Origin of the sequence: Variovorax sp. 278MFTsu5.1 (assembly GCF_048305045.1) — a bacterium.
GTDB lineage: Bacteria > Pseudomonadota > Gammaproteobacteria > Burkholderiales > Burkholderiaceae_C > Variovorax > Variovorax guangxiensis.
The window spans coordinates 3251158-3277200 of sequence record NZ_CP157622.1 but is presented as its reverse complement, the minus strand read 5'-3'; the positions used below and the strand labels follow the sequence as shown (position 1 = coordinate 3277200).

Genomic DNA, 26043 nt, shown 5'->3' with positions numbered 1-26043 from the left:
ATGGCTTCTCTGGACTTGATTGGCATCCGCAAGAGCTTCGGCCCCGTGCACATCCTGCACGACATCTCCATCGCGCTGGAAGACGGCGAATTCATCGTGCTCGTCGGCCCTTCGGGCTGCGGCAAGAGCACGCTGATGAACATCATCGCGGGGCTGGAAGAGCCCAGCGAAGGCCGGCTGCAGCTCAACGGGAGCGACATCACGCACGCCGCGCCGGCGGAACGCAACATCTCGATGGTGTTCCAGTCGTATGCGCTCTACCCCAACATGACGGTGGCGAAGAACATCGAGTTTCCGCTGGAGATGCGCAAGGTCGACAAGGCCACCCGCGCCGAGCGCGTGAAGAAGGTGGGCGAGCTGCTGCAGATCGGCCACCTGATGGACCGCAAGCCGCGCCAGCTCTCCGGCGGCCAGCGGCAGCGCGTGGCCATCGGACGCGCTTTGGCACGCGAGCCGCAGCTCTACCTGTTCGACGAACCGCTCTCGAACCTCGACGCCCAGCTCAGGCTGGACATGCGCACCGAGATCAAGAAGCTTCACCAGCGGCTGAACGCCACCATCGTTTATGTCACCCACGACCAGATCGAGGCCATGACGCTGGCCACGCGCATCGCGGTGATGAAGGGCGGCGTGCTGCAGCAACTGGGCACGCCGCACGAGGTCTACAACCGGCCGGCCAATACCTTCGTGGCCAGCTTCATGGGATCGCCGCGCATGAATCTGCTGCGCATGCGGATGGCGAGCGAGCGGCATGGGGAGCTGCGGCTGGTGGCTGCGGATGGTGGTGCCGGGGAAACGGCGATCAATCTGCCGGCGGAGGTGTTGGCGGCTGTGCCGCAGGCGGTCTGCGCTGGGCAGGATGTCATCGTCGGGTTGCGCGCCGAGGCGGTGAGCCTCGTTGCTTCGGATGCGGTGCCCGGTCCCTCGCAGTGCCATCTGGAAGCGCGCGTGCAGGTGGTCGAGCCGACCGGGGCGGACACGCTGGTGCTGCTGGACATCGACGGGCATGACTTCACGGCGCGGCTGGCGCCGGATGCGGCGTTGACGGCCGGGGCGCGGGCGCGGTTTTCGGTCGATCTGTCGAAGGTGGTTTTCTTCGATGTGGAGAGTGAAGAGCTGATTGCGTAGGTGAAAGCCGAGTGCTTGCCGGGCCAGGCGACCGCTCTGCAGGAGCCTTCAACGCAGATACTACGGCTCCATGAGCACCGAAGACGAACACGATCCGATGCGCGAACGCCGGGAGGCCATGGCCGCCTGGGAGCGCAGCTTGCGACAGCCCCAGCCGGAACGTCGCCTGGGGCTGTGGCTGGTTGTGGGCGTTGTGGTGGTGTTCGTGTTCTACCTGCTGGCCGAGTGGCTGCTGACCCAGCCTGTCGGCCCGCATTCCATCCCGATGCCCTCGCCCGCCACGCCGCCGTCGGCGAGCAATCGTCCTGCACCTACGGCGACGCCGTCGCTTCCCCAGGAAAGAACGACGACACAGGACACCTTCGAGGTCACGAAGTGCCTCACGCCTTCCGGCAAGGCGGCGTACTCCGACGGACCGTGTCCCGAAGGCTCACGCGCCACGACGGTGCGCCTGCGGCGCGACGTGAACATCGCCGATGGGATGAGTCCGCAGGAGCGCGAGGCATCGCGGCGGAACAACGCGGTCATCGCGGCGCAACAGCAGGAATACGAGCGACAGGTGGCGCAGAACGTCGATCAAGGTTTCGCCGATGAGTGCAGCGGACTTGCCGAGCGCATCAAGTGGCTGGACGCACTTGGGAGGCAGCCGCAAGGCATGTACACCCAGGATTGGCAGCGTGCCGAACGGCACCGCACGCGGGACAGGCAGTTCAGGCTGGGGTGTCCTCAGCAGCGGCCTTGAACACATGTCGCCGGGCAAGGCGTATTGAAGCGGCCAAGAAAAAATCCTCGCGTGCACAAGGCAGGCGAGGATTTCGAAGAAGGTCTGGTAGGACGTACTGGATTCGAACCAGTGACCAACGGATTAAAAGTCCGCTGCTCTACCAACTGAGCTAACGTCCCGGAACCATTTTTCTGTTCTTTGCCGAAGTGATATCCGGCAAAGCCAAAGATTATAGCGCGACGTTGGACGCGATTTTGTCCAGAACCCAACCTGCCGCACATTGGCCGAAAGTCGCGGTCACGCTGACCACCGATCCATAGCCATGGCAGTTGAGCGTGCCGTCGCCGCTTTCGATGGCGCACGAGGCGTCCGGCGGAGCCACGCTTTCGCGGCTGAAGACGCAGGCCACGCCGATCTTGCGGCCCTCGCGCGGGGCGCCATGCTCCTTGCGCAGGCGCTGGCGCAGTTGGGCCAGCAGCGGGTCGTGCGTGACCAGCGAAAGGTCCTCGATGTCCACCTTGTGCGCCTGCCGCTTGCCGCCCGCCGCGCCCACGGTGACGAAGGTGGCGCGCGAAGCACGCGCCCAGGCCGCCATCGCCACCTTGGCCTTCACCTGGTCGCAGGCGTCGATGACGGCCGTTGCCGGCCCGTTCGCAGCCTGCGCGGCCTCGAGCAGCGAAAGCCAGTTGCCGGGCTCGACGAAATCGTCGATGGCCTGCACCTTGCACTCGGGGTTGATCTGGGCGATACGCTCGCGCATGGCCTCGACCTTGGCCTGCCCGACGGTCGCGTCGAGGGCATGGATCTGGCGGTTGATGTTCGACTCCGACACGTGGTCGAGGTCGATCATGGTCAGGCGCCCCACTCCGCTGCGCGCCAGGGCCTCGACCGCCCACGAGCCCACGCCGCCGATGCCGACGACCAGCACGTGCGCATCGCGGATGCGCGCTGCGCCGGCCACGCCGTAGAGCCGCTCGAGCCCGCCGAAGCGGCGCGCAAAGTCAGGCGCCGCGGTGTCTGTGACGACGTCCGCGGCGGCTGTGGGAGGAGTGAGAGATGCGGTAGCGATGATGGCGCTCAAGCGGAATGCTCCGCCCGCATCAGCGCAGGCGCGAGAGACGCTCGCGGCCGGCCTGCGCGGCTTCGGATTGCGGATAGGCCTTGGTCAGGTCTTCCAGCGTACGGCGCGCGGCGCGCGTGTCCTTCAGCTCGATCTGGCAGTTCGCGATCGACAGCACGGCCTCGGGAGCCTTGGCATGGTCGGGCGCGAGCGAGAGCATGGAGCGGAAGTTCGCGATGGCCTCGTTGTAGTTGCGCGTGGCGTACTGCGCGTTGCCAAGCCAGAAGAGTGCCGAGGCGTTGTAGCCGCTTTGCGGGTAGCGCTTGACGAATTCGGCGAACGCGGTCTGCGCCTGCGCGAACTGGCCCGAGCGGAACACGCCGAGGGCAGCCTCGAAGTCGGCCTTCTCCTTGGGATCGGCGGTGAATTCGCGGCCGTCCACCGACACCTTCGAGGGCTCGCTCTGCTTGAGCTTGTCGTCGATGGTGGTCTGGCGCGACTGCATTTCGCTCAGCGTGCGCGTGAGCTGCTCGTTCTGGCCGGTCATGCGGGCCAGGTCGCCACGCATCTGCTCGATCTGGTTCTGCAGGTCGAGCAGGCTGCGGCGCAGCTGGCCGTTCTCGTCGGTGAGCCGCTGGTCGGTCTGCTGGCGCATGGCCTCGACGCGCTGGCGCAGGTCGAGGATGGCGCGGCGAGCCTCGTCATCCTCGAACAGCGCGGCCTGCGAGGCCGCCGAGACGCAGAGCAAGGCGGCGGCCAGCGCCGCGCCTCGCAGTAGGGCGCGTGGCATCACCGGGTGTAGCGGATTTCGGCGCGGCGGTTCTGCGCCCAGACTTCCTCACCCGAGCCGGTCACGGCCGGCTTTTCCTTGCCGAAGCTCACGGCTTCGATCTGGTTGTCGTTCACGCCCAGCAGGGTCAGTGCGCGACGCACGGCTTCGGAACGCTTCTGGCCGAGGGCCAGGTTGTACTCGCGGCCGCCGCGCTCGTCGGTGTGGCCTTCGATCGAGATGCGGCGCTGAGGGTTGGCCTTCAGGAAGCGGGCATGGCCGTCAATCAGCGACTGGAACTCGGGCTTGACCGTGTAGCTGTCGTAGTCGAAATAGACGATGCGCTCGACGCCCACCGGACCTTGCGCGGTGCCCGCGGTCGGATCGATGGTGACAGGTGCCACGGTGCTGGCGCCCTGCTGGCCGCCAGCCGTGCCCGAGCGGTCGGTCACCGGCGTTTCGTTGAGCTTGGTGCCCGACGAGCAACCGGCGATGAGAGCCACGATGGCCAGCGAATAGAGCGTACGTTTCAACATTTTTTCAAACTCCTCAAATAAACCTTGGTCATTGCTTTTGGAACGGACCCCAGTCCGGTTCCCTGATGTCTCCCGCCTGTCCCGCCAGTCGTGCCTTTATTTTTCCATCGAGCGTGGTCGTCATCAGGGCTTCGCGGCCCTGGAGCTGGGTGGCGTAGACGATCAGCTTGCTGTTCGGAGCAAAACTCGGACTTTCGTCCGCGGAGGTGTCGGTGATCGCGCTGACGTTGCCGGTTGCCAACTCCATCACATGGAGTTTGAAGGCGCCGCCCACTCGCGAGATGTAGGCCAACCACCGGCCATCGCCGCTGACAGATGGAGAGATGTTGTAGGTGCCGCTGAAGGTCACCCGCGTCGGGCTGCCGCCGCCGGCGCTCATCTTGTAGATCTGGGGAGCGCCGCCGCGGTCGCTCACGAAATAGATCGTGCTGCCGTCGGCCGAGTACACCGGCTCGGTGTCGATGCTGGAGCTCTGCGTCAGGCGGCGCGGTTCGCCGCCGCTGGCGGGAATGGAGAAAAGCTGCGAACCGCCGTCGCGGCTGAGCGTGACGGCCAGCGAGTTGCCGTCGGGTGCCCAGGCCGGGGCGCTGTTGGAGCCCTTGAAGTTGGCAAGCAGGCGGCGCTGGCCGGTGGCCACGTTGTGCACGTACACGACGGGCTTGCGCGACTCGAAGGACACGTACGCGAGCTGCTGGCCGTTGGACGACCAGCACGGCGAGATGATCGGCTCGGGGCTGGCGAGCGCGGCCTGCGCGTTCTCGCCGTCGGCGTCGGCCACCCACAGCGAGTAGCGGCTGCCGCCCTTGGTGACGTAGGCGATGCGGGTCGAGAAGATGCCCTTTTCGCCGGTCAGCTTCTCGTAAACGTAGTCGGCGATGCGATGCGATGCCAGCCGCAGGTCGCCCTGGGGAACGGTGTAGCTCTGGCCGCCGAGGTCCTGACCCTTCACCACGTCCCACAGGCGGAAGCGCACGTCGAAGCGGCCGTCGGCCAGACGGGTGACGCTGCCCGCCACGAGCGAATCGGCGGTGCGCTGGCGCCACAGCGAAAGATCGGGGCGCGATGCCTCGTCGAGGGCCTGCCCCGAGGCATCGACGCCGCGGAACTGGCCGCTGCGCTCCAGGTCGGCCTGGACGATGTCGGAGATCTTCTGCGGGGAGGATTCCTGCCCCTTGAATGGAACGAGCGCGATCGGCAGCTGCGTGAGCCCCACACCGGAAACCTCGACCCGGAACTGGGCCAGAGCGGGAATCATGGGGGTGGCAGCGAGAGCCGCGATGACGGTGCGGCGTGCAAATAGCGATGAAGAAGGAGTTGGAATTTGGGCTGGCAACGGCTTGTTCATGCGGTTCGGAGAGGTTTCGGGGTGAAAAAGTTCTCCCCGGCTTCAACGGCCGACATGTTACACACTGGCCAGGGCCTGCCGTCACAAAACGTTTATCCGTCGATCCGGTCCTACAGACGTGGCAGCACCGGGCCTGCAAAGGCCCGCCCCGTAAAATCCGCCGCCATGCAAGCATCCCCCGGCGCCGAGAACGCGCGCCCTCCCCTGATGCGCCGCCTGGCGCGACTCATGACCTGGTTTGGCGGCTCCCGTCAATGGTGGGCCCTCGGACTGATCGGGGCACTGCTCGCCGCCGTCACCGAACCGCTGATGGCTGCCTTGCTCAAGCCGCTGCTCGACCGCGGCTTCACGCGCGGCCAGATGCCCCTGTGGTTCGTGCCCGCCGCCGTGCTGCTGCTGTTCGCGGTGCGCGGCATCGCCCAGTTCATTTCGCAATACGCGCTCTCGCGCATCGCCAACGAGGGCATGCAGAAGCTGCGGCGGGTGCTGTTCGAGCGGCTGCTGGGCGCCGAGCTCGCGCTGTTCGCCCGTCAGTCGGCCAGCGCGCTTTCGAACACGGTCGTCTATGAAGTGCAGACCGGTGCGATGCTGCTGGTGCAGGCGCTGCTCGGGCTCACGCGCGACGGTTTCACGCTGATTGCGCTGCTGGGCTATCTGGTCTACCTGAACTGGAAGCTCACGCTCATCGTCGCCTTCCTGGTGCCCAGCATCTCCTGGATCATGAAGGTGTTTTCCAAGCGGCTCTACCGCCTGACGCAGCAGGGCCAGCAGGCCACCGACGAGCTGGCCTACGTGGTCGAGGAAAACGTGCTCGCCCACCGCGTGGTGCGGCTGCACGGCGCCGAAGGCGCACAGGGCCGCCGCTTCGAGCAGCTCAGCCAGCGCCTGAACCGGCTGGCCGTGAAGTCGACCATCGCCCAGGCGGCCACCACGCCGCTCACGCAGATGATGGCCTCGCTCGCGCTCTCGGTGGTGGTGATGATCGCGCTGTGGCAAAGCGGCAAGCAGGGATTCACCGTGGGCGGCTTCGTGGCCTACATCACGGCCATGCTGATGCTGATCGCGCCGATCCGCCGCCTTGCCGAAGTGGCCGGCCCGATCACGCGCGGCCTCGCTGCGCTGGAGCGCGGGCTGATCCTCATCGACGAAGTGGCGCCAGAGTCGCAAGGCAGCTTCAGCCTCGAACATGCCCAGGGCCGCATCGAGCTGCGCGACGTGCGGGTCAGCTACCGCGGCGACGACGAGCAGCGCGCGCTCGACGGCGTGAGCCTGACCATCGAGCCTGGCCAGGTGGTGGCCTTCGTGGGCCCCTCGGGCTCGGGCAAGACCACGCTGGTCAACCTGCTGCCGCGCTTCGTGCAGCCCAGCGGCGGCCAGGTGCTGCTCGATGGCCACGACACCAGCGAATGGCAGCTCAAGAGCCTGCGCGCCCAGTTCGCGATGGTGAGCCAGGACGTGGTGATGCTCAACGACACGCTGGCAGCCAACGTGGCGCTTGGCGCCGAGATCGACCGCGAGCGCGTGCAGCAATGCATAGCAGCGGCCAACCTGAGCTCGCACGTCGAGAACCTGCCCCAGGGCATCGACACCGTGCTGGGCCATAACGCCACGCAGCTCTCCGGAGGTCAGCGCCAGCGCCTGGCTATCGCCCGCGCCCTCTACAAGAATGCGCCCGTGCTGCTGCTCGACGAGGCGACGTCTGCCCTCGACACCGAATCCGAGCGCCTGGTGCAGGACGCGCTGCAGCGCCTGATGCAGAACCGCACCACGCTGATCGTGGCGCACCGCCTTTCGACCATCCAGCACGCCGACCGGATCATCGTGATGGAGCAAGGCCGCATCGCCGAGCAAGGCAGCCACGAACAGCTCATGGCGCTCGACGGGCTGTATGCGCGGCTGCAGACGCTGGCCGTGCGAAGCGCACCGCCGGGGCAGGATCCGACGCTCTGATCCTGCCCGGTCAGAGCAGCACGATGTCGTACTGCCCCTGCCCGATCGCCGGCTCGGCCTGCAGCGAGATCGGCTTGCCGATGAAGTCGCTCAGGCCCGCCAGGTGCTGGCTTTCCTCGTCGAGGAAGAGCTCGATCACCTGCGGCGACGAGACGATGCGGAACTCGCGCGGCGTGAACTGACGCGCCTCGCGCAAGATTTCACGCATCACGTCGTAGGCCACGCTGCGCGCGGTCTTCACGATGCCCTGCCCGCCGCAGGCGATGCAGGGTTCGCACAGCATGTGCGCCAGCGATTCGCGCGTGCGCTTGCGCGTCATCTCCACGAGCCCCAGCTGCGAGAAGCCGCCCGCCGTGGTCTTCACGCGGTCGCGCGCGAGCTGCTTGCGGAACTCCGCCAGCACCTGCTCGCGGTGGTCGTCGCGGCCCATGTCGATGAAGTCGACGATGATGATCCCGCCCAGGTTGCGCAGCCGCAGCTGCCGCGCGATGGCCTGAGCAGCCTCGAGGTTGGTCTTGAAGATGGTGTCGTCGAAGTTGCGCGCGCCGACGAAGCCGCCGGTGTTCACGTCCACCGTGGTCAGGGCCTCGGTCTGGTCGACCACCAGATAGCCGCCCGACTTCAGGTCGACCCGCCGGCCCAGCGCCTTGGCGATTTCCTCGTCGACCGAGTACAGGTCGAAGATCGGGCGCTCGCCCTTGTAGTGCTGCAGCTTGCCCGCTGCCTTGGGCATGTATTCGAGGCCGAACTTCAAAAGCAGCTCGAACTGCTCGCGCGAGTCGATGCGGATGGTCTGCGTCTCCTCGCCCGTCATGTCGCGCAGCACGCGCTGAAGCAGGCTCAGGTCCTGGTGCAGCAGCGACATCGGCGGCATGCGCATCGAGGCTTCGCGGATGCGCGACCAGGTCTTGCGCAGGTAGGCGATGTCTTCAGCAAGCTCCGCGTCGCTGGAGTCTTCGCCGTTGGTGCGCAGGATGAAGCCGCCCGTGTTGGCCGGCACCACGCCGCCGCTGTCGGCCGCGGCAGCCGCCTCGATGAGCGCCAGCATGCGGGTGCGCAGCGACTCGCGCTGCTCGGCCGGGATCTTCTGCGACACGCCGATGTGGTTGTCCTGCGGCAGGAACACCAGCAGCCGCCCGGCGATGCTGATCTGCGTGGAAAGCCGGGCGCCCTTGGTGCCGATGGGATCCTTGATGACCTGCACCAGCAGCGACTGGCCTTCGAACACCTGCTTCTCGATGGGCACCATCGGTCCGCCGTTGCGGTGGTCGCGCTCGGGTGCCGGGGCGCTGGGGCGCGAACCCGGCGTGAACGGCGCGACGATGTCGGCGACATGCAGGAAGGCAGTGCGCTCCAGGCCGATGTCGATGAAGGCCGACTGCATGCCCGGCAGCACGCGCGACACCTTGCCCAGGTAGATGTTGCCGACCAGCCCGCGCTCCAGCGTGCGCTCGACGTGCAGTTCCTGCACCGCACCGTGCTCGATCAGCGCCACGCGGGTCTCCTGCGGAGACCAATTGATCAATATGTCTTGACTCATAGGTTCGCCCCCCAGGCTGCGCGCACTTCGTGTCGCTTCGCCCACCCCCCTGCAGGGGGGCGCCGCCAGCGGCCCGGCGAAGCCGGTTCCGCGGCGGCCCTGAAAAAGAATGCGGTCTTGAGTGTCATGGCGTATTCACTTGAGCATCCCCGCCTGCCGCAAGAGTTGTGCGGTCTCGAACATGGGGAGGCCCATGATGCCCGAATAGGACCCGCTGATGTGCTCGACGAACGCCGCCGCCGCGCCCTGGATGGCGTACGCGCCGGCCTTGCCCAGCGGCTCGCCGCTTTCGGCATAGCGGGCGATCTGCGGCTTCGTGATGTCGGCGAAGCGCACGCGCGACACGCTGAGCGCGGCATGGCTCCTTCTGCCGTGATGCAGCGCCACGGCGGTCAGCACGCGGTGGGTGGTGCCCGAGAGCATCCGCAGCATGCGAGCGGCGTCCTTTTCGTCCTCCGGCTTGCCGAGGATGGTGCGGCCGAGCGCGACCGTAGTGTCGGCGCAAAGCACCGGCGCGTCGGGCAGGCCGCGCCTGCGCATCCGGGCCACGGCGGCGTCGAGCTTCAGGCCGGTGACGCGCTGCACGTAGGTGGCCGGGGCTTCGTTGGGCAACACGGCTTCCAGCGATTCGGCATCCTCGTCGGCATCGGCCAGCAGCAGTTCGTGGCGCACTCCGAGCTGGCCGAGCAACTGGGCGCGGCGCGGGCTCTGCGAGGCGAGGTAGATGAAATCGGGCAAGGTTCAAGTCTCCCGTGGACTCGGCTGATCGCCGGTCACCGTGTGGTTCCAGGCCAGCCCGTGCGGCAGGCCCGGAGGTCCGAAAAGAAAATGAAGGACGCGGCGACGCGCCGGCGATTTCGCGCGCGACGAGGCATGCAGCAGCAAGGGGCGCATCAGCAAGACATCGCCTTGCGCCGCGGTGCAGACGGTTTCTCCATGGGCGGCTCGCAGCGCCAGCGCTTCCTCGCCATCGAGCCGACCGGCGCGGTGGCTGCCCGGCACGACGCGCAGCGGTCCTGCGTCGGCGCCGCACTCGTCCAGATGCACCCGCACTGCGAGCAGCGACTGCAAGACGTCGATCGGAGGCTGTACGTAGGGCTCACCCTCCTTGATGACGGCAGGCATGCCGGCGCCCGAGGCCGGGACCGACGTGTCCTGGTGCAGCGCGACCAGCCAGTTGCTGTCGGGCGTCTTGTCGAAGAGCGTACATTGCACGGCTACCGACCGGGCATCGAGCAGGCCCATGCCGCACAGCCGCGCTTTCAGGCGAACCGCGATGTCGCTGCAAAACGGATGGGCCAGCAGGTTGCGGCTGCCCGCCGCCTGCCCCAGCCGGTCGTCGAGCGACCGCGCGGCGGCATCCAGGAGTTCGGCCGGCAGCAGCGCCGGCACCAGCGCATGGCCCCGTTCGTCGAGCAACGCGACGTGCCCGGCGGCGTTCGTCATTCGCGGTGGTAGGGATGGCCCGCGTTGACCGACCACGCACGGTACAACTGCTCGACCAGCAGCACGCGCGCCATCGCGTGCGGCAGCGTGAGGTCGGACAGCCGGATGCGTTCGTGGGCCGCGGCCTTGAAGGCCGGGTCGAGCCCGTCGGGCCCGCCGATGACCAGGGCGACGTCGTCGCCCTCGCCCTGCCAGGTCTGCAGACGCGCGGCGAGCGCCTTGGTGGTCAGCGCCGTGCCGCGTTCGTCGAGCACCACGATGCGCATGCCGCGCGCAATGGCGCCTTCGATGCGCTCGCGCTCGGCGGCGTAGAGGGTTTCCAGCGTCTTTGAACCGCGCGGCTCGGTCTTGACCGCGCGCAGTTCGAGCTTGAGCTCGGGCGGAAAGCGCTTGGCGTAGTCGTCCCAGGCAGTCTGTGCCCAGTCGGGCATGCGCTGCCCGACGGCGACCACCAGCAGCTTCATGCGCGGCGGGCTGGCGCCTTCCTGGCGGCCGTCGTCTTCTTTGCCGCCGGCTTCTTGGCGGCGGGCTTGCCCACGACCTTGACCGGCACGCGCGCAGTGGTGGTTGCGGCCTTCTTGGCGGGAGCCTTCTTCGCAGCCGTCTTCTTGGCCGGGGCCTTCGCGGCCTTGGCTTCCTGCTCGGCCGCGCGGATCGCGGTCTTGGCGGCGCTCGAACGGCGCAGCGTCGGGGCCTTGGCGGCGGCCTTCTTCTCTTCGGCGCCGGCCTTGGAGGCGGTGGCTACCGCGGGCTTGGTGCCGCCGAGCTTGGCGCGCACCGGCTTGTCGCCCCAGATCTCTTCCAGGTGGTAGTACTGGCGGATGGCGGGCTGCATGATGTGCGCGACGGCCGAACCGCAGTCCACGATGATCCACTCGCCGTTGTCCTCACCCTCCACGCGCGGCTTGGCGAAGCCGGCCTCGCGTACCGCGTCGCGCACGCTGGCGGCCAGCGCCTTGGTCTGGCGGTTGGAGGTGCCCGAGGCAACGATCACACGCTCGAACAGCGGCGAGAGATGCTCGGTGTCGAATACCTGGATGTCCTGCGCCTTGACGTCTTCGAGGCCATCGATGATGGCTCGCTGGAGTTTCTGGGTGTCTTTCTTTGCGGCGGCTTCAGTGGTCATCAGGCAGTGCGGTAGAGGTGGTGTTGGTCAATATAGCGTGCAACCGTGGGCGGAACCAGCGAGGAAATGTCCACGCCGAGCGCCGCGCGCCGCCGGATCTCGGTGGCGCTGATGTCCATGGGAGGCAGTTCGAGCGCCTCGAAACGCGCGCCAGCAGGAAGGCCGGGCAGTGATTTCGGATCAAAACGGGCAGTGTTACCCGTCGATAGTGCGCGATACGCTACAGAAACAATAGCAATGCCAAGTATATCCTGCCAGCCGTGCCAAGTCGGCAGCGCGCTGGCCTGGTCGGCTCCCATGATCAGCACCAGCTGGGCACCGGGCTGCTCGCGCTGCAGTTCGTGCAGGGTGTCGAGCGTGTAGGTGGGGCCGTCGCGCAGCACCTCGCGGCTGTCGACGACGATGGTGCCCTTCAGGTCGCCGAAGGCCAGCCGGGTCATGGCGAGCCGGTCTCCCTTCGGCGTGAGCGCCCTGCTCTTGTGCCAGGCCTGGCCGGTGGGAATCACATGCAGCTCGTCGAGATCGAGCTGCGCCATCGCGGCTTCGGCAAGGGCCACGTGGGCGTTGTGCGGTGGATCGAACGCGCCGCCAAACAAGCCGATGCGGCGTTGCGCCTTACCGGGAGGAGAGTTCACAACCAATCTCGCCGCACGATGAAGTCGCTGTAGAGCGCGGCTTCGGGGCTGCCCGGCTCGGGCTGCTGCTGGTAGGCCCAACTCGCCAGCGGCGGCATCGACAGCAGGATCGATTCCGTGCGCCCGCCCGATTGCAGGCCGAAGTGCGTGCCGCGGTCCCACACGAGGTTGAATTCCACGTACCGGCCACGCCGGTAGAGCTGGAAGTTGCGCTCACGCTCCGTGTACGGCGTGGCGCGGCGGCGCTCGACGATGGGCAGGTAGGCCGGCAGGAAGCTGTCGCCCACCGAGCGGATCATCGCGAAGCCGTTCTCGAAGCCGCCTTCGGAGAAATCGTCGAAGAAGATGCCGCCGACGCCGCGCTGCTCGTTGCGGTGCTTGAGGAAGAAATACTCGTCGCACCAGGTCTTGAAGCGCGGGTACTTGTCGTCGCCGAAAGCGGCGAGCGAATCGCGGCACACGGTGTGGAAGTGCACCGCGTCTTCCTCGAAACCGTAGCAGGGCGTGAGGTCCATGCCGCCGCCGAACCAGCAGACCGGTTCCTTGCCCTCGGGGAGCGCGGCGAGCATGCGCACGTTCATGTGGACGATCGGCACGTACGGATTTCGCGGATGGAACACCAGCGACACGCCCATCGCCTCGAAAGGCGCGCCGGTCAACTCAGGACGGTTCTGCGTGGCCGAGGGCGGCAGCTTCGGCCCGCGCACCTGCGAAAAGCCGCAGCCCGCGCGCTCGAAGAGCTCGCCGCCTTCGAGGATGCAGGTCAGGCCGTTGCCCTGCAGCGGCTCGCCGGGCGCCTTCTGCCAGGCATCGCGCACGCAGGTGCCGCCGTCGGCCTTCTCGACAGCCGCGATGATCGACTGCTGCAGTCCGCGCAGGTACTCGCCGACCGCCGCCGGATTGGCCTGCTGCATCAGCTGCCGTGGGGGTTGCGTGCGTGCACCGCGCGGAAGCCGATGTCCTTGCGGTACTGGGCGCCATCGAAGCTGACGCGCGCCGCGACCTCGTAGGCCCGCTGCTGCGCCTGCTTCACGCTGTCGGCCAGAACGGTCACGCACAGCACCCGGCCGCCGCTGGTCTTGAGCTCGCCGTTGTCGAGCGTGGTGCCCGCGTGGAATACCACCGCATCGGGCGCCTCGGCAGGGATGCCGGTGATGCGGTCGCCCTTGCGCGGCGACAGCGGATAGCCGTGCGCGGCCATGACCACGCCCATCGCCACGCGGCGGTCCCACTGCAGCTCGACCTGATCGAGCGTGCCGTCGGTGGCGTGCCAGAAGACTTCGAACAGGTCGGACTTGAGCCGCATCATGATCGGCTGCGTCTCGGGGTCGCCCATGCGGCAGTTGAATTCGAGCGTCTTGGGATGGCCGGCCGCGTCGATCATGAGGCCGGCGTACAGGAAGCCGGTGTACGGAATTCCGTCCTTTTCCATGCCGCGGATGGTCGGCAGGATGATCTCGCGCATGGCGCGCGCATGCACCTCGGCCGTGACCACCGGCGCGGGCGAATACGCGCCCATGCCGCCGGTGTTGGGGCCTTCGTCGTTGTCCAGCAGGCGCTTGTGGTCCTGGCTGGTGGCCAGCGCGGTCACGTTCTTGCCGTCGCACAGCACGATGAAGCTGGCTTCCTCGCCCTGCAGGAATTCCTCGATGACGACGCGCGCGCCGCCTTCGTTGTGGGACACGCCGAACTTGTTGTCGACCAGCATGAAGTCGACGGCCTCGTGCGCTTCCTCGGCCGTCATGGCGACCACCACGCCCTTGCCGGCTGCCAGGCCGTCGGCCTTGACGACGATGGGGGCGCCCTTGGCGTCGATGTAGGCGTGCGCGGAAGCGGCGTCGGTGAAGGCCTCGTACTCGGCCGTCGGGATCTTGTGGCGCTTCATGAAGGCCTTGGAGAAGGCCTTCGAGCTTTCGAGCTGCGCGGCGGCCTGGGTCGGGCCGAAGATGCGCAGGCCATGCGCGCGGAACTCGTCGACCACGCCGGCCGCCAGCGGCGCCTCGGGACCGACCACCGTCAGCGCGATCTTTTCCTTGATGGCCCACTCGCGCAGCGCGGCGGGCTCGGTGATTTCGATGCAGTCGTAGCGCTCGTCGCTGGCGGTGCCGCCATTGCCCGGCGCCACGTACACGCGGCTCACCCGTGCGGCCTGCGCCAGGCGCCATGCCAGAGCGTGTTCGCGGCCCCCTCCCCCAATTACCAGTACCTTCATTCGCGGGCCTTCATTTCTCGCTGTGATTCAACAAACATTCATTCGACGACGGCAGCTCACTCGGACAGCGAGGCGTTGTGATAGACGTCCTGCACATCGTCCAGGTCCTCGAGCACGTCGAGCAGCTTCTGCATTCTTGCGGCGTCCTCGCCGGTCACTTCGACCGTGTTCTCGGCGCGCATGGTGACTTCGGCGGCGTCGGGCTTCAGGCCGGCGGCTTCGAGCGCGTTCTTCACCGCCTCGAATTCGGCTACGGAGGTGATCACCTCGATGGCGCCGTCGTCGTCGGTGACGACGTCTTCCGCGCCCGCCTCGAGGGCCGCTTCCATCACCTTGTCCTCGCTGGTGCCGGGCGCGAAGATGATCTGGCCGCAGTGCTTGAACTGGAAGGCCACCGAGCCTTCGGTGCCCATGTTGCCGCCGTGCTTGGAGAAGGCGTGGCGCACCTCGGCCACGGTGCGCACGCGGTTGTCGGTCATGGTGTCGACGATGATTGCCGCGCCGCCGATGCCGTACCCTTCGTAACGAATTTCTTCGTAATTGACGCCTTCGAGGTTGCCCGTGGCCTTGTCGATGTTGCGCTTGATGGTGTCGATGGGCAGGTTGACGGCCTTGGCCTTTTCAACCGCCAGCCGCAGCCGGGGGTTGGCGCCCAGATCGGCGCCGCCGGCGCGGGCGGCCACCGTGATTTCGCGGATCGCGCGGGTCCAGAGCTTGCCCCGCTTCTCGTCCTGGCGGCCCTTCCGGTGCTGAATATTCGCCCACTTGCTATGTCCGGCCATGGCTTTCTATCTCGCTGTCCTGTGTTTCTGTGTCAATCCGAGCAGCCCCGAGTTTACTGTCCGGCGCACACAACGCCGGCCCTGGAGGCCGGAATTCGGGTCAATGCTTTTGGTGATAATTGTTCGATGACGCCATCGCCTTCCGTCGGGCCCGGGAATCCCGACACCCCGTCGCACGCCACCTTGCCGCAGCGCCACGAGACCCATCTGCGCGTCGAGCGCCTGTCGCTGCCGGCCAGCCTGGCGCTGGCGACCGACGGCAAGGCCCCCTTCGCCGCGCTCGGCTACGGCACGCCGCACGGCGTGGCCTGGATGCCGACGGTCAACGCGCGCGTGCTCTCCGACAGCGGCGCCATGGCCGACGTGTGGCACGCGGGCGGTGCGCAGATCAAGTCGGGCACCACCGGCATCGCGCGCTGGCGCACCGACGGCCACTGGCTGCTCGGCGCCATCGACCTCGACGAATCCGCCGAGAAGCAGGGCCTGGCCGAACTCGCGCACCGCGCCTACCGCGATCTTTTCAAGACGCTGGACCAGGCCGGCACGCCGCACCTGCAGCGCATCTGGAACTACCTGCCGCAGATCAACGCCGACGGCGGCGGCCTGGAGCGCTACCGCCAGTTCAACCTGGGCCGCCAGGAAGCTTTCCTCGAAGCCGGCCGCGCAGCCTTCGAAGGCGCGCCGGCCGCCTGCGCGCTGGGCATCCACCAGGGTGCGCTGTCGATCCGCTTCCTGGCCGGCCAGCAGGCGCCGCTGCCGGTCGAGAATCCGCGGCAGGTTTCGGCCTACCGCTATCCCGAAACCTACGGCCCCCGCTCTCCGACCTTCTCCCGCGCCGCGCTGGCTGACACCGGCGACGGCAACCTCGCCCTCTTCATCTCCGGCACCGCGAGCATCGTCGGCCACGAGACCGTGCACCATGGCGACGTGCAAGAGCAGACGCGCGAGACCTTGCGTAACCTGCAGGCCGTCATCACAGCCGCGAACGAGCGCTGCAGCGCGACCTTCTCGCTGGCCGGGCTCGACTGCGTGGTCTACGTGCGGCACCCTTCCGACACCGCCACGGTGCGCGCCGTCATCGAGGAAGCGCTGGGCGCCGACGCGCCGATGGCTCGCCACGCCGTATATCTCGAGGCGGACATCTGCCGCAGCGACCTGCTGGTCGAGATCGAGGCCCACGCCGTCGCCGCGGGGCAGCTGCGGGCCTGACCGGCTGTTGCCCGGCCGTTCCGTCCTTCCGTCCGATTGACCGATTCAATGAACCGCGTGCTGAGATTTCTCACGTCGATTCCGCTCGCGGTGATGCTCTATGCGCTGCTGCTGTTTCTCGGCCTGATTTCGCTGGTCTGGAACATCTTCGCCATGCTCATCCATCCGGTGATGCCGGCGGCGCCCGCCCGTGCCCTGGGCCGCATGACCATCGCCTTCGCCTACCGCATGTTCTGGTGGCTGGCCTCGGTGACCGGCATGATGCGCATCGACGCCAGCTGCCTCGACCCGATGAGCAAGGAGCCCGGCGTGATCTTCGTGGCCAACCACCCGACCATGCTCGACGCGCTGCTGCTGGTGGCGCGGCTGCCGCGCAGCGCCTGCATCATGAAGGCCGACCTGATGGGCAACATCTTCCTGGGCGCGGGCGCCCGGTTGGCGCGCTACATCAGCAACAAGTCGGCGCGCACCATGGTGCGGCTGGCAGTGAACGACCTGCGCAACGGCGGCCAGCTGGTGATCTTCCCCGAGGGCACCCGCACGGTGACGCCGCCGCTCAACCCGTTCCGCCCGGGCACCACGCTGATCGCCAAGCTGGCGCAGGCGCCGATCCAGACGGTGTTCATCGACACCGACTCGCCCTACCTCGCCAAGGGCTGGCCGCTGTGGCGCGTGCCGCCGCTGCCCATCGTCTTCAGGCTGCGGCTGGGCAAGCGCTTCGCGCCCACGCAGGACAGCGACGTGCTGCAGGCCGAGCTCGAACAATACTTCCGACAAAACATGGAGCAGCGCGCCACCGACGCGTCCCCCGAATGCCAGACGCCTCGCGCACACACCTTGTCCTGATTCCCAGCTACAACACCGGCGAGCGCCTGTTCTCCACAGTCGCCGCCGCGCGCGCGCAATGGAACCCGGTGTGGGTGGTGGTCGACGGCAGCGACGACGGCACCGGCGAGCGCCTGCAGCAGATGGCCGAGGGCGACCCGGGCCTGCGCGTGTGGGTGCTGCCGCAGAACCAGGGCAAGGGCTCCGCCGTGCTGCACGGCCTGCGCGCCGCGAAGGAAGCCGGCTTCACCCACGCGCTGACGATGGACTCCGACGGCCAGCATCCGGCCGACCTGATCCCCGCCTTCATGCAAGCCTCGCTGGCTCGCCCCGAAACCATGGTGCTCGGCCGCCCGGTGTTCGACGCCAGCGCGCCGCTGCTGCGCGTGCGCGGCCGGCGCGTGTCGAACGGGTGGACGCAGCTCGAAACGCTGTTCGCGGGCGTCGGCGACTCGCTCTACGGCTTTCGCGTGTATCCGGTGGCCGACCTGATCGCGGTGATGGCGCGCCAGCCCTGGATGCGCCGCTTCGACTTCGACACCGAGGCCGTCGTGCGACTGGCCTGGCGCGGCGTGAAGCCGGTCAACATCGACGCGCCGGTGAAATACCTGACGGCCGAGGAAGGCGGCGTCTCGCACTTCCGCTATGGCCGCGACAACGTGCTGCTCACCTGGATGCACACGCGGCTTATGGTCGAGTTCGTGCTGCGCCTGCCCCTGCTGCTGCTGCGCAAGCTGGCGAAGAAGCCGCCGTTCCAGGACTGATGTCTTCTTCCCTCTCCCTCTGGGAGAGGGTCAGGGTGAGGGCACTGTGCAGCCGATGAAGCGCGGCCTCGACTTGGAGGCCGATGCCCTCACCCCAACCCTCTCCCAGAGGGAGAGGGAGCAAATGCGCTACGAAGCCACTGCCGCCCCGCCCAGCGCCTTGTAGAGCGTCATCGTCGCGTTGAGCTGGTTCAGCCGGTTCTGCGCCAGCGACACCTCGGCCGCGCGGCGCCTGTCCTTCGCGTCGAGCACCGGCTGCAGCGCGGTCGCCCCCGCGCGGTAGCGCACTTCCGACAGGCGCTCGGCGCGCTGTGCCTCCTGCAGCGCCAGCACCAGGCTCTCGCTTTCGGCACGCAGCTGCGTGCGTGACGACAACGCGTTCTCGACCTCCGACAGCGCCGTGTACAGCGACTGCCTGAAGCCCACCACCGCCTCTTCGTACTGCGTCTGCGACACGGCCACCGTCAGCCGCGCGGTATTCCATTGCAGGAACGGCAGCGACAGCCCCGCGCCCAGCGTGCCGACGGGGTTCTTCAGCAGTTCGCCGAGCGCGGTGCTTGACGTGCCCAGCGTGCCCGTCAGGCTCAGCGTGGGATAGAAGCCGGTGCGCGTAGCGTCTACGTTTGCCAGCGCACTGCGCAGGCGCTGCTCGGCGGCGCGCAGGTCGGGGCGGCGGCCCAGCAGGCTCGCGGGCACGCCGGCATCGATGGAGGGCAATGCGATGTCGGGCAGCTGCGCGGGCTCGGCAGCCATCGGCTCAGGTGGCTGGTCGAACAGGATCGCCAGCGCGTTGCGTGCCTCCACGCGCTGCTGCAGCAGTTGAGTGTGGGCGGCTTCCTGCGTCGCGAGGTTCTGGCCAGCCTGCGCCACGTCCAGCCCCGACACCGCGCCCGCCGCGTATTTGACCCGCGCCAGCGCGAGGATGCGCCGGCCGTCTTCCATGCCCGCCTCGCTCAGCGCAATGCGCTGGTTCAGGTAGCCGGTCTGCCAATAGAGCCCCGCCACGGTGCCGATCAATGACAGCGCAGTCGCCTGCCGGTCGGACTCGGTGGCCTTCAGCTCCCAATCGGCGGCGCTACGCAGCGCCGAGAGCCGGCCCCACAGGTCGAGTTCGTAGCTCAGCGCCACCGACGAGTTCGACGCCGAGCCGGCCACGCCGCCGCGCTTGAGGTCGTAGCTGCGGCTGGTGCTGGCCTGCCCGATCACGCCCGGCGTGAGATTCGTGTTCGCGAGCCCGGCTTGCAGTTGCGCGCGCTGCACGCGGATGCCGGCCACCGCCAGGTTGTTGTTGGTGCGCAGTGCGTTGTCGATCAGCCGGTCGAGCTGCGGATCATCGAAGGCCGTCCACCAGTGGGCGGACAGCGCCACCGCGGCCCCGGTGGTCGCGGGCGAAGCCGACTGCTGCCAGCGCGGCGGAATGTCGAACGGCCGCTGGGCGCGCTGCTCCGGCTGGAACAGTGTGCAGCCGCCCAGGGCGAGCACCGCGATGGCCACCGAGGCCAGTGAAAGAACATGCGCCTTACTCACGAGCCAGCGCCTCGATGGGGTCCAGCCGCGCCGCGTTGCGCGCCGGCAAGTAGCCGAACAGCACGCCTATCAGCGATGCACAGAGAAACGCCGAAACCACGGCGCCGATTGAAAAGATCATCTGCCATTGCTTGACGAGAAGCGAGAACAGGAAGCTGATGCCGTACGAGAGCGTCACGCCGATCAGGCCGCCCACCAGGCACACCAGCACCGCCTCGGTCAGGAACTGCTGCAGCACGTCGCTCTGGCGCGCGCCCACGGCCATGCGGATGCCGATCTCGCGCGTGCGCTCGGTCACCGACACCAGCATGATGTTCATCACGCCGATGCCGCCCACCACCAGCGAGATCACCGCGATGAGCGACAGCAGCAGCGTCAGCGACTGGCTGGTGCGTTCCGCCGTCTTGACGATGCTGTCCATGTTGAAGGTGAAGAAATCCTTGGTGCCGTGGCGCAGCGTGAGCAGCTTGACGATGCTGTCCTCGGCTGCCTTGGTCGGCTGGTCGTCGCGGATGCGCACCGTGATGTTGTCGAAGTGCTGCTGCCCGAAGAGCCGGCTCGCGCCCGTGCTGTAGGGCAGCCAGAGGTTGAGCGACTTGTTGCCGTCGCCGAACACCGTCTTCTTCTCCTGCGCCACGCCGATCACCGTGCATGGCAGGCTGCCCACGAGGATGATCTTGCCCACCGGTTCGGTTCCGTCGGGAAACAGCTTGCGCCGCGTGTTCTGGTCGATAACAACCACCTGCGACTGGTGGCGCACGTCGGAGGCGGTGAAGGCCGCGCCGCTGGCCATCTGCATGTCGCGCACGCGGAAGAAACTGTCGCTCACGCCGTTGACCGTGCCGTTGATGTCCACGCTGCGGTAGCGCAGCCGCAGGCTGCGCGAGGTCACGGGCGTCACGCTGTGAACGTAGGGCTGCGCCGCGATGGCGTCGAGGTCGGGAGGTATCAGCGTGCGGATGCTCGACGCCTTGTCGTCGCCGAAGTCGCGGCCCGGGTACACGTCGAGCGTGTTGGTGCCGATGGCGCGGATGTCCGACAGCACGTAGCGCTTGGCGCCCTCTCCTATCGCCACGATCGACACCACCGAAGTGATGCCGATGACGATGCCCAGCATGGTGAGCGCCGTGCGCATGCGGTGCGCCATCATCGAGCGCCAGGCCATGCGGAAGGCTTCGGCGAAGCGGGCCCAGCCGGTGTTGAAGCGGGCGATGCCCAGCCCGGGCTTCGTCATCGCAGCCGAAGGGTCGCCTTCGGCCTGCGAAGCCTCCTGCGCCGGGGCCGCCACGGTCGGCACACTCGGCACGTTCGGCCTGTCGCCCACGATCACGCCATCGGCGATCTCGATGATGCGTTCGGTGCAGCTCGCCACCTGCATGTCGTGCGTCACGATGATGATCGTGTGGCCCTGGGCATGCAGCTCGCGCAGGATGCCGATCACCTCCTGGCCGCTGCGGCTGTCGAGCGCACCGGTCGGCTCGTCCGCCAGGATCACCTGCCCGCCATTCATGAGCGCGCGCGCGATGCTCACGCGCTGCTGCTGGCCGCCCGACAGCTGGCTGGGCCGGTGCTCGGTGCGGTCGCCCAGCCCGAGCCGCGCGAGCAGCTGGCGCGCACGCGAGTCGCGCGCCTGGCCGTCGGTGCCGGCGTACACCGCGGGCACCTCGACGTTGCCGGTGGCCGTCAGGTGCTGCATCAGGTGGTAGCGCTGGAAGATGAAGCCGAAGTGCTCGCGCCGCAGTTCGGCCAGCGCGTCGCTGTCGAGCGCCCCCACGTCCTGGCCGGAGACGGTGTAGGAGCCCGTGCTCGGCCGGTCGAGGCAGCCCAGGATGTTCATCAGCGTCGACTTGCCCGAACCCGAGGCGCCGACGATGGCCAGCATTTCGCCGCTGCCGACGTCGAGGTTCACGTCCTTCAGCACCTGCACTTCCTGCTCGCCCGAGGGAAAGCTGCGGCCGATGCCGCGCAGGCTGAGCAGCGGCTGCGTCATTGAGGCTTGCCTCGTCCGCCGCCGTTGTCGGCGGTCTCGCCGCGCTCGGGTACCGCCGAGGCGTCGCCGGTGATGACGCTGTCGCCCTCCTTCAGGCCTTCGAGCACCTGCGCCTGGAAGTTGTTGGAGATGCCGACGCGCACCTTGCGCGTCTCCACGGTCTGGTCGGGCTTGAGCACGCGCACCTCCTGGCGGCCGTCCTTGTCGCGCGCGCCCAGTGCGGTCAACGGCACCGTCAGCGCCTGTTTCGCTTCGCCCAGCAGGATGGCGACCTGCGCCGTCATGTCCACGCGCAGCGTGCGGTCGGGGTTGGGCACGTCGAACAGCGCGTTGAAGAACACGGCGTTGTTGATCTTCTCCGGCGAAGGCTGCACCGCGCGCAGCGTGCCGTGATAGCGCTTGTCGGGGTCGCCGAGGATGGTGAAGTACACCGGCTGCCCCGGCTTCACGCGCACCACGTCGGCTTCCGACACCTGCGCCTTCACGGTCATGGTCGACAGGTCGGCCAGCTTCATCAGCGTGGGCACCTGGAAAGCGGCGACCACGGTCTGGCCTTCGAGCGTGTTGATGGAGACGACGTCGCCGTCGATGGGCGCGACGATGCGCGTGTAAGAGAGGTTCTGCTGCGCCGAGGCGACGGCCAGCTTCTGCTGGCGGATCTGCGCCTCGAGCGACACCGCGTCTGCACGCAGCGCACGCAGTTCAGCGTCGGCGCTCTCCATGTCCTGCCTGGCGGCGGCGTCCTGCGCGAGCATTTCCTGCTGCCGGGTCCAGGTGAGCTGCGCCTGCCTGACGCGCACTTCCTTCGCGAGCTTCTGCGCCTGCAGGTTGTCGAGCCTGGCCTGCTCCTGCGCCAGGGTGTTCTGCGAGATGACGGGGTCGATCTCGGCGAGCCAGTCGCCCTTCTTCACCGTCTGCCCGAGCACCACCTTCAGCGACTTGAGCTGGCCGCTCACCTGAGCGCCCACCTCCACCTGCTTGAGCGCCTGCAGCACGCCGGTGGCGAGCACCGCGTTCTCGAGATCGGTGCGCTGCACCGTGGCGGTGAGGTATTCGCTTTTTTTCGCCGGCCGCAGCCATGAAGAGGCGATGACGACCAGCACGATGAAAACGGCAATGCCGATCAGGTATTTGCGCGATCGCCGGGGTGGGTTATTGGGCATGCGGAAGGAAATGGATGAAAGGCTCCGGGGCGGGCCGCTTTCCTTCAAGAAGAATTCGGCGCCGGAAAGGAAGTTCCGGAGAAGCTCCACGGTTGTCGCACGATCCTAGCCGCGTTTGCTGAAGGACTTTTAAAGACCTGCGCAGTGCATTGACACCATCCTCTTACAAGGGAACGCCCTGCGGCTTACACCCCGGCCGGATCGTGACTTTAGGCACTGTATGCACGCGAATTCCCCTCCTACATTGGCAATTGGGCAGTGCACTGAAAGCCGCCCGCCACAGCAGATGCCAATGGGCCCGCGAATATCTTTTTTCGCGGCCGGGGCATCACTTTTCCGACGTATTCAATTAAGGGAAACGACCATGAAATTCAAACAGTCGAACACGCTGCTGCGCAATGCAGCCCTGGCCGGTGCAATTGCGACGCTGCTGGCTTTCAGCGGTATTGCGGGCGCGGCACATACCCCGCAGGACAGCGACATGCTGCAGACGACGGGCGTCATCGCCAGCGTCGGCGCGCCCGCTTCGAAGACGAAGGTGGAAGAGGTTTCGGTCCAGCAGGACTTGCTGAGCTTCGTCGCACCTGCCGCCAAGACCGAAACGGCTCAGCCCATGAACACCGCGATGGTCAACAGCTGCTCGGCCCGCTGGTACTGGCGCAGCCTGCTGGAAGAAATGGCTTGCGGCTTCTCGGGCCAGGGCTGGTTCAACTGAGGCGAATCCGCCTCGCTCTCTTCGAGAATGCAAAAACGCCGCCCGTCGGGCGGCGTTTTCTTTGCGCGACCGTCTCAGCGCGCGCGACGCGAGCGAACCAGCAGCGTGATCAGCATCAGCGAGAGAACCACGAACGCGATGAACGACCAGTTCGCCAGCGTCAGGCCGAAGAGCGACCAGTCGACCTTCGAGCAGTCGCCGCCGCCGCGGAAGATCATCGGCAGAGCGCGCTTCAGCGGGAAGGTCTCGATCATCCCGTAGAGGTCGCGCCCGCAGGTGACGACTTCGGGCGGATACCACTGCAGCCAGCTCTGCGAGGCCGCCGTGTAGGCGCCGCCGAAAGCGGCCAGCAGCGCCAGCACGCCGCTCACCACACGCAGGCCCACGTTGCGGAACACGCCGGCCAGTCCGGTGAACAGCGCCACCAGCACCAGCGCGTAGCGCTGCACGATGCACATGGGACAGGGTTCGAGCCCGACCACGTGCTGCAGGTAGAGCCCGAAGGCCAGCATCAGGACACAGGCCAGGCAGATCAGCCCGAACGCGCGGCGCGGCGCGCCGAAGTACCAATCGATCAAGGAGATACCCAATCTTCTTCTACGAACACTCTGGCCTTGCGCGGATTGGCGACGACCGTGTCGCCCTCCTTCAAGCCCAGATCGCGGAACTGTTGCGCAGGGAGTTGCGCTTCGATGATGGTTCCGGAGCCCGGATTATCTGGATTCGATTCCGTGGGCTCAAGTTCCAACCGCGCAATGGGTCCGACGACGATCGCGCGCGACAGCGTGGCGACGATGCCCGAGGCGCCGTTCACGTAGGGTGTCACGTCGATGTCATGCGGGCGCACATAAGCACGCGCCTTGGCGTCGCGCGCGCCGCTGTGTTCGGGAGACTCGAGGCGCATGCCGTCGAGCTGCACCGCGCCGTTGTCGGCACGGCCGTGGAACAGGTTCACGTCGCCGAGGAAGCCGTAGACGAAGGGGCTGGCGGGCTGGTCCCACACTTCCTGCGGCGAGCCGACCTGTTCGATCTGGCCCTTGTTGATGACCACCACGCGGTCGGCTACCTCGAGCGCCTCTTCCTGGTCGTGCGTGACGAAGATGGAGGTGACATGCAGCTCGTCGTGCAGCCGGCGCAGCCAGCGGCGCAGTTCCTTGCGCACCTTGGCGTCGAGCGCGCCGAAGGGTTCGTCGAGCAGAAGCACCTTGGGCTCCACCGCCAGCGCGCGGGCCAGCGCGATGCGCTGGCGCTGGCCGCCGGAGAGCTGCGAGGGATAGCGGTCGGCCAGCCAGTCGAGTTGCACCAGCTTGAGCAGGTCTGTCACCTTCTGCCTGATCTGCGCGTCGCTCGGGCGCTCCTTGCGCGGCTTCACGCGCAGGCCGAAGGCCACGTTCTCGAACACCGTCATGTGGCGGAACAGCGCGTAATGCTGGAACACGAAGCCCACCTGCCGCTCGCGCACGTGCACGTCGGTGGTGTCCTCGCCCGAGAAAAGAATGCTGCCGGTGTCGGCCGTCTCCAGCCCCGCGATGATGCGCAGCAGCGTGGTCTTGCCGCAGCCCGAGGGGCCGAGCAGCGCGACCAGTTCGCCCGAATCGACGTCGAGGCTCACGTCGCGCAGCGCGCGGAAGTCGCCGAACTGCTTGCTGATGTTGCGGATTTCGATGCTCATGATTTCTTCTCTCTCACTCTCTCAGGCCGCGGTGGCTTCAGGGGGGCGTTCCGGGGGCAGCTCGGCAATGGCCTTCATCTCGCGCTCGTGGCGCCATTCGATCACCGACTTGATCACCAGCGTGACCAGCGCCAGGATCGCCAGCAGCGAAGCCACGGCAAAGGCGGCCACCGACTGGTATTCGTTGTAGAGCACTTCCACGTGCAGCGGCATGGTGTTGGTCTGGCCGCGGATGTGGCCAGACACCACCGACACCGCGCCGAACTCGCCCATGGCGCGCGCGTTGCACAAAATGACGCCGTACAGCAGGCCCCACTTGATGTTGGGCAGCGTCACGCGCCAGAAGGTCTGCCAGCCGGTCGCGCCGAGCACGATGGCGGCCTGCTCCTCGTCGGTGCCTTGCGCCTGCATCAGCGGCACGAGCTCGCGCGCGATGAACGGGAAGGTCACGAACACGGTCGCCAGCACGATGCCAGGTACCGCGAAGATGATCTTGATGTCGTGCTCGGCCAGCCACGGGCCCAGCCAGCCCTGTGCGCCGAACACCAGCACGTAGATCAGGCCCGCCACCACCGGCGACACCGCGAACGGCAGGTCGACCAGCGTGGTCAGCAGCGCCTTGCCGCGGAACTCGAACTTGGCGATGGCCCAGGCGCCGGCCACGCCGAACACTAGGTTCATCGGCACCGCGATGGCGGCCGTGATCAGCGTGAGGCGGATGGCGCTCCAGGCATCGGGTTCCCTAAGTGCGTCGAGGTAGGCGGTGACGCCCTTGCGCAGCGCTTCGGTCGCCACGGCGGCCAGCGGCAGCACGAGGAACAGGAACATGAACCCGAGCGCGAGGCCGATCAGCAGCCAGCGCACCCAGGCGGCTTCGGTGGTGCCGGCCTGAGCACGGCGAACGACTTTGGTTGGTGCGCTCATG

The 26043-nt window shown here is 67.4% G+C and carries 26 protein-coding genes and 1 tRNA gene; 7 read left to right on the top strand and 20 right to left on the bottom strand.

Annotated features, from left to right (window positions below):
• Together ABL844_RS15305 and ABL844_RS15300 are read left to right on the top strand one after the other, a co-directional pair.
• On the top strand, positions 1-1128 hold the full coding sequence (locus ABL844_RS15305; RefSeq protein ID WP_418131797.1) for an ABC transporter ATP-binding protein: 1128 nt from the start codon (positions 1-3) through the stop codon (positions 1126-1128).
• 70 nt (positions 1129-1198) lie between these two features.
• Positions 1199-1870 carry a hypothetical protein gene (locus ABL844_RS15300; RefSeq protein ID WP_418131796.1) on the top strand — a complete coding sequence of 224 codons (672 nt, stop codon included), beginning with the start codon at positions 1199-1201 and terminating at the stop codon, positions 1868-1870.
• Between the two features lie 85 nt (positions 1871-1955).
• Here the strand turns inward: ABL844_RS15300 and ABL844_RS15295 are convergent.
• The 5 genes from ABL844_RS15295 to tolB all read right to left on the bottom strand — a co-directional run bounded on the left by ABL844_RS15295 (position 1956) and on the right by tolB (position 5472).
• A tRNA-Lys gene (locus tag ABL844_RS15295) sits at positions 1956-2031 on the bottom strand.
• Positions 2032-2081: 50 nt separating this feature from the next.
• Positions 2082-2933: a ThiF family adenylyltransferase gene (locus ABL844_RS15290; protein ID WP_418131795.1), complete on the bottom strand. Its 852-nt coding sequence runs from the start codon at positions 2931-2933 to the stop codon at positions 2082-2084.
• A 19-nt stretch (positions 2934-2952) separates the two neighbouring features.
• Positions 2953-3702 (bottom strand): tol-pal system protein YbgF, encoded by a 750-nt coding sequence (gene ybgF, locus ABL844_RS15285; protein WP_126019439.1) that lies wholly within the window; start codon positions 3700-3702, stop codon positions 2953-2955.
• Positions 3702-4217, bottom strand: coding sequence for a peptidoglycan-associated lipoprotein Pal (pal, locus tag ABL844_RS15280; protein WP_126019437.1), 516 nt, complete (start codon positions 4215-4217; stop codon positions 3702-3704). Before pal ends, ybgF begins: the two co-directional genes overlap by 1 nt.
• A 28-nt stretch (positions 4218-4245) precedes the next feature.
• The gene (gene tolB / locus ABL844_RS15275) at positions 4246-5472 is read right to left on the bottom strand and encodes a Tol-Pal system beta propeller repeat protein TolB (protein ID WP_221297482.1); all 1227 of its coding nucleotides are present in this window, start codon (positions 5470-5472) and stop codon (positions 4246-4248) included.
• A gap of 255 nt (positions 5473-5727) precedes the next feature.
• Here tolB and msbA point away from each other — a divergent pair, with 255 nt between their 5' ends.
• Positions 5728-7512: a lipid A export permease/ATP-binding protein MsbA gene (gene msbA / locus ABL844_RS15270; RefSeq protein ID WP_126019432.1), complete on the top strand. Its 1785-nt coding sequence runs from the start codon at positions 5728-5730 to the stop codon at positions 7510-7512.
• A 10-nt stretch (positions 7513-7522) separates the two neighbouring features.
• On the opposite strand, the gene rng is transcribed toward msbA, so the two are convergent.
• The 9 genes from rng to ABL844_RS15225 form a co-directional block, all read right to left on the bottom strand.
• The gene (gene rng / locus ABL844_RS15265; protein WP_126019430.1) at positions 7523-9052 is read right to left on the bottom strand and encodes a ribonuclease G; all 1530 of its coding nucleotides are present in this window, start codon (positions 9050-9052) and stop codon (positions 7523-7525) included.
• Positions 9053-9187: 135 nt separating this feature from the next.
• On the bottom strand, positions 9188-9790 hold the full coding sequence (locus tag ABL844_RS15260) for a Maf family protein (RefSeq protein WP_418131794.1): 603 nt from the start codon (positions 9788-9790) through the stop codon (positions 9188-9190).
• Between the two features lie 3 nt (positions 9791-9793).
• Positions 9794-10498, bottom strand: coding sequence for a phytanoyl-CoA dioxygenase family protein (locus tag ABL844_RS15255; protein WP_418131793.1), 705 nt, complete (start codon positions 10496-10498; stop codon positions 9794-9796).
• Complete coding sequence (rlmH, locus tag ABL844_RS15250) at positions 10495-10962, bottom strand: 23S rRNA (pseudouridine(1915)-N(3))-methyltransferase RlmH (RefSeq protein WP_070060813.1); 468 nt, start codon at positions 10960-10962, stop codon at positions 10495-10497. The genes ABL844_RS15255 and rlmH overlap by 4 nt, the downstream gene beginning before the upstream one ends.
• Positions 10959-11624, bottom strand: a complete 666-nt coding sequence (gene rsfS / locus ABL844_RS15245; protein WP_126019424.1) for a ribosome silencing factor — start codon at positions 11622-11624, stop codon at positions 10959-10961. Before rsfS ends, rlmH begins: the two co-directional genes overlap by 4 nt.
• Complete coding sequence (gene nadD / locus ABL844_RS15240; RefSeq protein ID WP_184638191.1) at positions 11624-12259, bottom strand: nicotinate-nucleotide adenylyltransferase; 636 nt, start codon at positions 12257-12259, stop codon at positions 11624-11626. The genes rsfS and nadD overlap by 1 nt, the downstream gene beginning before the upstream one ends.
• Positions 12256-13173 carry an oxygen-dependent coproporphyrinogen oxidase gene (gene hemF, locus ABL844_RS15235; protein ID WP_184638193.1) on the bottom strand — a complete coding sequence of 306 codons (918 nt, stop codon included), beginning with the start codon at positions 13171-13173 and terminating at the stop codon, positions 12256-12258. The genes nadD and hemF overlap by 4 nt, the downstream gene beginning before the upstream one ends.
• Positions 13173-14471 carry a phosphoribosylamine--glycine ligase gene (gene purD, locus ABL844_RS15230; protein ID WP_418131792.1) on the bottom strand — a complete coding sequence of 433 codons (1299 nt, stop codon included), beginning with the start codon at positions 14469-14471 and terminating at the stop codon, positions 13173-13175. Before purD ends, hemF begins: the two co-directional genes overlap by 1 nt.
• A 56-nt stretch (positions 14472-14527) precedes the next feature.
• Positions 14528-15253, bottom strand: coding sequence for a YebC/PmpR family DNA-binding transcriptional regulator (locus ABL844_RS15225; protein ID WP_126019416.1), 726 nt, complete (start codon positions 15251-15253; stop codon positions 14528-14530).
• 126 nt (positions 15254-15379) lie between these two features.
• Here ABL844_RS15225 and ABL844_RS15220 point away from each other — a divergent pair, with 126 nt between their 5' ends.
• From ABL844_RS15220 to ABL844_RS15210, 3 genes are read left to right on the top strand one after another with little or no spacing between them, the layout of a single operon-like run.
• Complete coding sequence (locus tag ABL844_RS15220) at positions 15380-16462, top strand: Rid family hydrolase (RefSeq protein WP_240650476.1); 1083 nt, start codon at positions 15380-15382, stop codon at positions 16460-16462.
• 48 nt (positions 16463-16510) lie between these two features.
• Positions 16511-17308 (top strand): lysophospholipid acyltransferase family protein, encoded by a 798-nt coding sequence (locus ABL844_RS15215; RefSeq protein WP_126019414.1) that lies wholly within the window; start codon positions 16511-16513, stop codon positions 17306-17308.
• Positions 17275-18051 (top strand): glycosyltransferase family 2 protein, encoded by a 777-nt coding sequence (locus ABL844_RS15210; RefSeq protein WP_184638195.1) that lies wholly within the window; start codon positions 17275-17277, stop codon positions 18049-18051. The genes ABL844_RS15215 and ABL844_RS15210 overlap by 34 nt, the downstream gene beginning before the upstream one ends.
• A 129-nt stretch (positions 18052-18180) precedes the next feature.
• Here ABL844_RS15210 and ABL844_RS15205 read toward each other — a convergent pair whose 3' ends face one another.
• The 3 genes from ABL844_RS15205 to macA are packed head-to-tail and all read right to left on the bottom strand — an operon-like array spanning position 18181 to position 22731.
• Positions 18181-19578, bottom strand: a complete 1398-nt coding sequence (locus ABL844_RS15205) for an efflux transporter outer membrane subunit (RefSeq protein ID WP_418131791.1) — start codon at positions 19576-19578, stop codon at positions 18181-18183.
• On the bottom strand, positions 19571-21568 hold the full coding sequence (gene macB, locus ABL844_RS15200; RefSeq protein ID WP_184638199.1) for a macrolide ABC transporter ATP-binding protein/permease MacB: 1998 nt from the start codon (positions 21566-21568) through the stop codon (positions 19571-19573). The genes ABL844_RS15205 and macB overlap by 8 nt, the downstream gene beginning before the upstream one ends.
• Positions 21565-22731 (bottom strand): macrolide transporter subunit MacA, encoded by a 1167-nt coding sequence (gene macA, locus ABL844_RS15195; RefSeq protein ID WP_418120298.1) that lies wholly within the window; start codon positions 22729-22731, stop codon positions 21565-21567. Before macA ends, macB begins: the two co-directional genes overlap by 4 nt.
• Positions 22732-23095: 364 nt before the next feature.
• Between macA and ABL844_RS15190 the strand changes: the two genes are divergently transcribed.
• On the top strand, positions 23096-23446 hold the full coding sequence (locus ABL844_RS15190) for a hypothetical protein (protein ID WP_418131790.1): 351 nt from the start codon (positions 23096-23098) through the stop codon (positions 23444-23446).
• Positions 23447-23520: 74 nt separating this feature from the next.
• On the opposite strand, the gene ABL844_RS15185 is transcribed toward ABL844_RS15190, so the two are convergent.
• The 3 genes from ABL844_RS15185 to cysW are packed head-to-tail and all read right to left on the bottom strand — an operon-like array spanning position 23521 to position 26042.
• Positions 23521-24024, bottom strand: coding sequence for a disulfide bond formation protein B (locus ABL844_RS15185; RefSeq protein ID WP_126019397.1), 504 nt, complete (start codon positions 24022-24024; stop codon positions 23521-23523).
• Positions 24021-25118, bottom strand: a complete 1098-nt coding sequence (locus tag ABL844_RS15180; RefSeq protein ID WP_126019394.1) for a sulfate/molybdate ABC transporter ATP-binding protein — start codon at positions 25116-25118, stop codon at positions 24021-24023. Before ABL844_RS15180 ends, ABL844_RS15185 begins: the two co-directional genes overlap by 4 nt.
• Positions 25119-25139: 21 nt before the next feature.
• The gene (cysW, locus tag ABL844_RS15175) at positions 25140-26042 is read right to left on the bottom strand and encodes a sulfate ABC transporter permease subunit CysW (protein ID WP_418131789.1); all 903 of its coding nucleotides are present in this window, start codon (positions 26040-26042) and stop codon (positions 25140-25142) included.
• Position 26043: the final 1 nt, after the last annotated feature.

Coding starts and splice junctions, on each gene's coding strand:
- ABL844_RS15305 (WP_418131797.1), top strand. CDS start 1: ATGGCTTCTCTGGACTTGATTGGCATCCGCAAGAGCTTCGGCCCCGTG.
- ABL844_RS15190 (WP_418131790.1), top strand. CDS start 23,096: ATGAAATTCAAACAGTCGAACACGCTGCTGCGCAATGCAGCCCTGGCC.
- tolB (WP_221297482.1), bottom strand. CDS start 5,472: ATGATTCCCGCTCTGGCCCAGTTCCGGGTCGAGGTTTCCGGTGTGGGG.
- purD (WP_418131792.1), bottom strand. CDS start 14,471: ATGAAGGTACTGGTAATTGGGGGAGGGGGCCGCGAACACGCTCTGGCA.
- rlmH (WP_070060813.1), bottom strand. CDS start 10,962: ATGAAGCTGCTGGTGGTCGCCGTCGGGCAGCGCATGCCCGACTGGGCA.
- rsfS (WP_126019424.1), bottom strand. CDS start 11,624: ATGACCACTGAAGCCGCCGCAAAGAAAGACACCCAGAAACTCCAGCGA.
- pal (WP_126019437.1), bottom strand. CDS start 4,217: ATGTTGAAACGTACGCTCTATTCGCTGGCCATCGTGGCTCTCATCGCC.
- macB (WP_184638199.1), bottom strand. CDS start 21,568: ATGACGCAGCCGCTGCTCAGCCTGCGCGGCATCGGCCGCAGCTTTCCC.
- hemF (WP_184638193.1), bottom strand. CDS start 13,173: ATGCAGCAGGCCAATCCGGCGGCGGTCGGCGAGTACCTGCGCGGACTG.
- ABL844_RS15215 (WP_126019414.1), top strand. CDS start 16,511: ATGAACCGCGTGCTGAGATTTCTCACGTCGATTCCGCTCGCGGTGATG.
- msbA (WP_126019432.1), top strand. CDS start 5,728: ATGCAAGCATCCCCCGGCGCCGAGAACGCGCGCCCTCCCCTGATGCGC.
- ybgF (WP_126019439.1), bottom strand. CDS start 3,702: ATGCCACGCGCCCTACTGCGAGGCGCGGCGCTGGCCGCCGCCTTGCTC.
- ABL844_RS15300 (WP_418131796.1), top strand. CDS start 1,199: ATGAGCACCGAAGACGAACACGATCCGATGCGCGAACGCCGGGAGGCC.
- macA (WP_418120298.1), bottom strand. CDS start 22,731: ATGCCCAATAACCCACCCCGGCGATCGCGCAAATACCTGATCGGCATT.
- rng (WP_126019430.1), bottom strand. CDS start 9,052: ATGAGTCAAGACATATTGATCAATTGGTCTCCGCAGGAGACCCGCGTG.
- ABL844_RS15255 (WP_418131793.1), bottom strand. CDS start 10,498: ATGACGAACGCCGCCGGGCACGTCGCGTTGCTCGACGAACGGGGCCAT.
- ABL844_RS15180 (WP_126019394.1), bottom strand. CDS start 25,118: ATGAGCATCGAAATCCGCAACATCAGCAAGCAGTTCGGCGACTTCCGC.
- ABL844_RS15220 (WP_240650476.1), top strand. CDS start 15,380: ATGACGCCATCGCCTTCCGTCGGGCCCGGGAATCCCGACACCCCGTCG.
- cysW (WP_418131789.1), bottom strand. CDS start 26,042: ATGAGCGCACCAACCAAAGTCGTTCGCCGTGCTCAGGCCGGCACCACC.
- ABL844_RS15225 (WP_126019416.1), bottom strand. CDS start 15,253: ATGGCCGGACATAGCAAGTGGGCGAATATTCAGCACCGGAAGGGCCGC.
- ABL844_RS15210 (WP_184638195.1), top strand. CDS start 17,275: ATGCCAGACGCCTCGCGCACACACCTTGTCCTGATTCCCAGCTACAAC.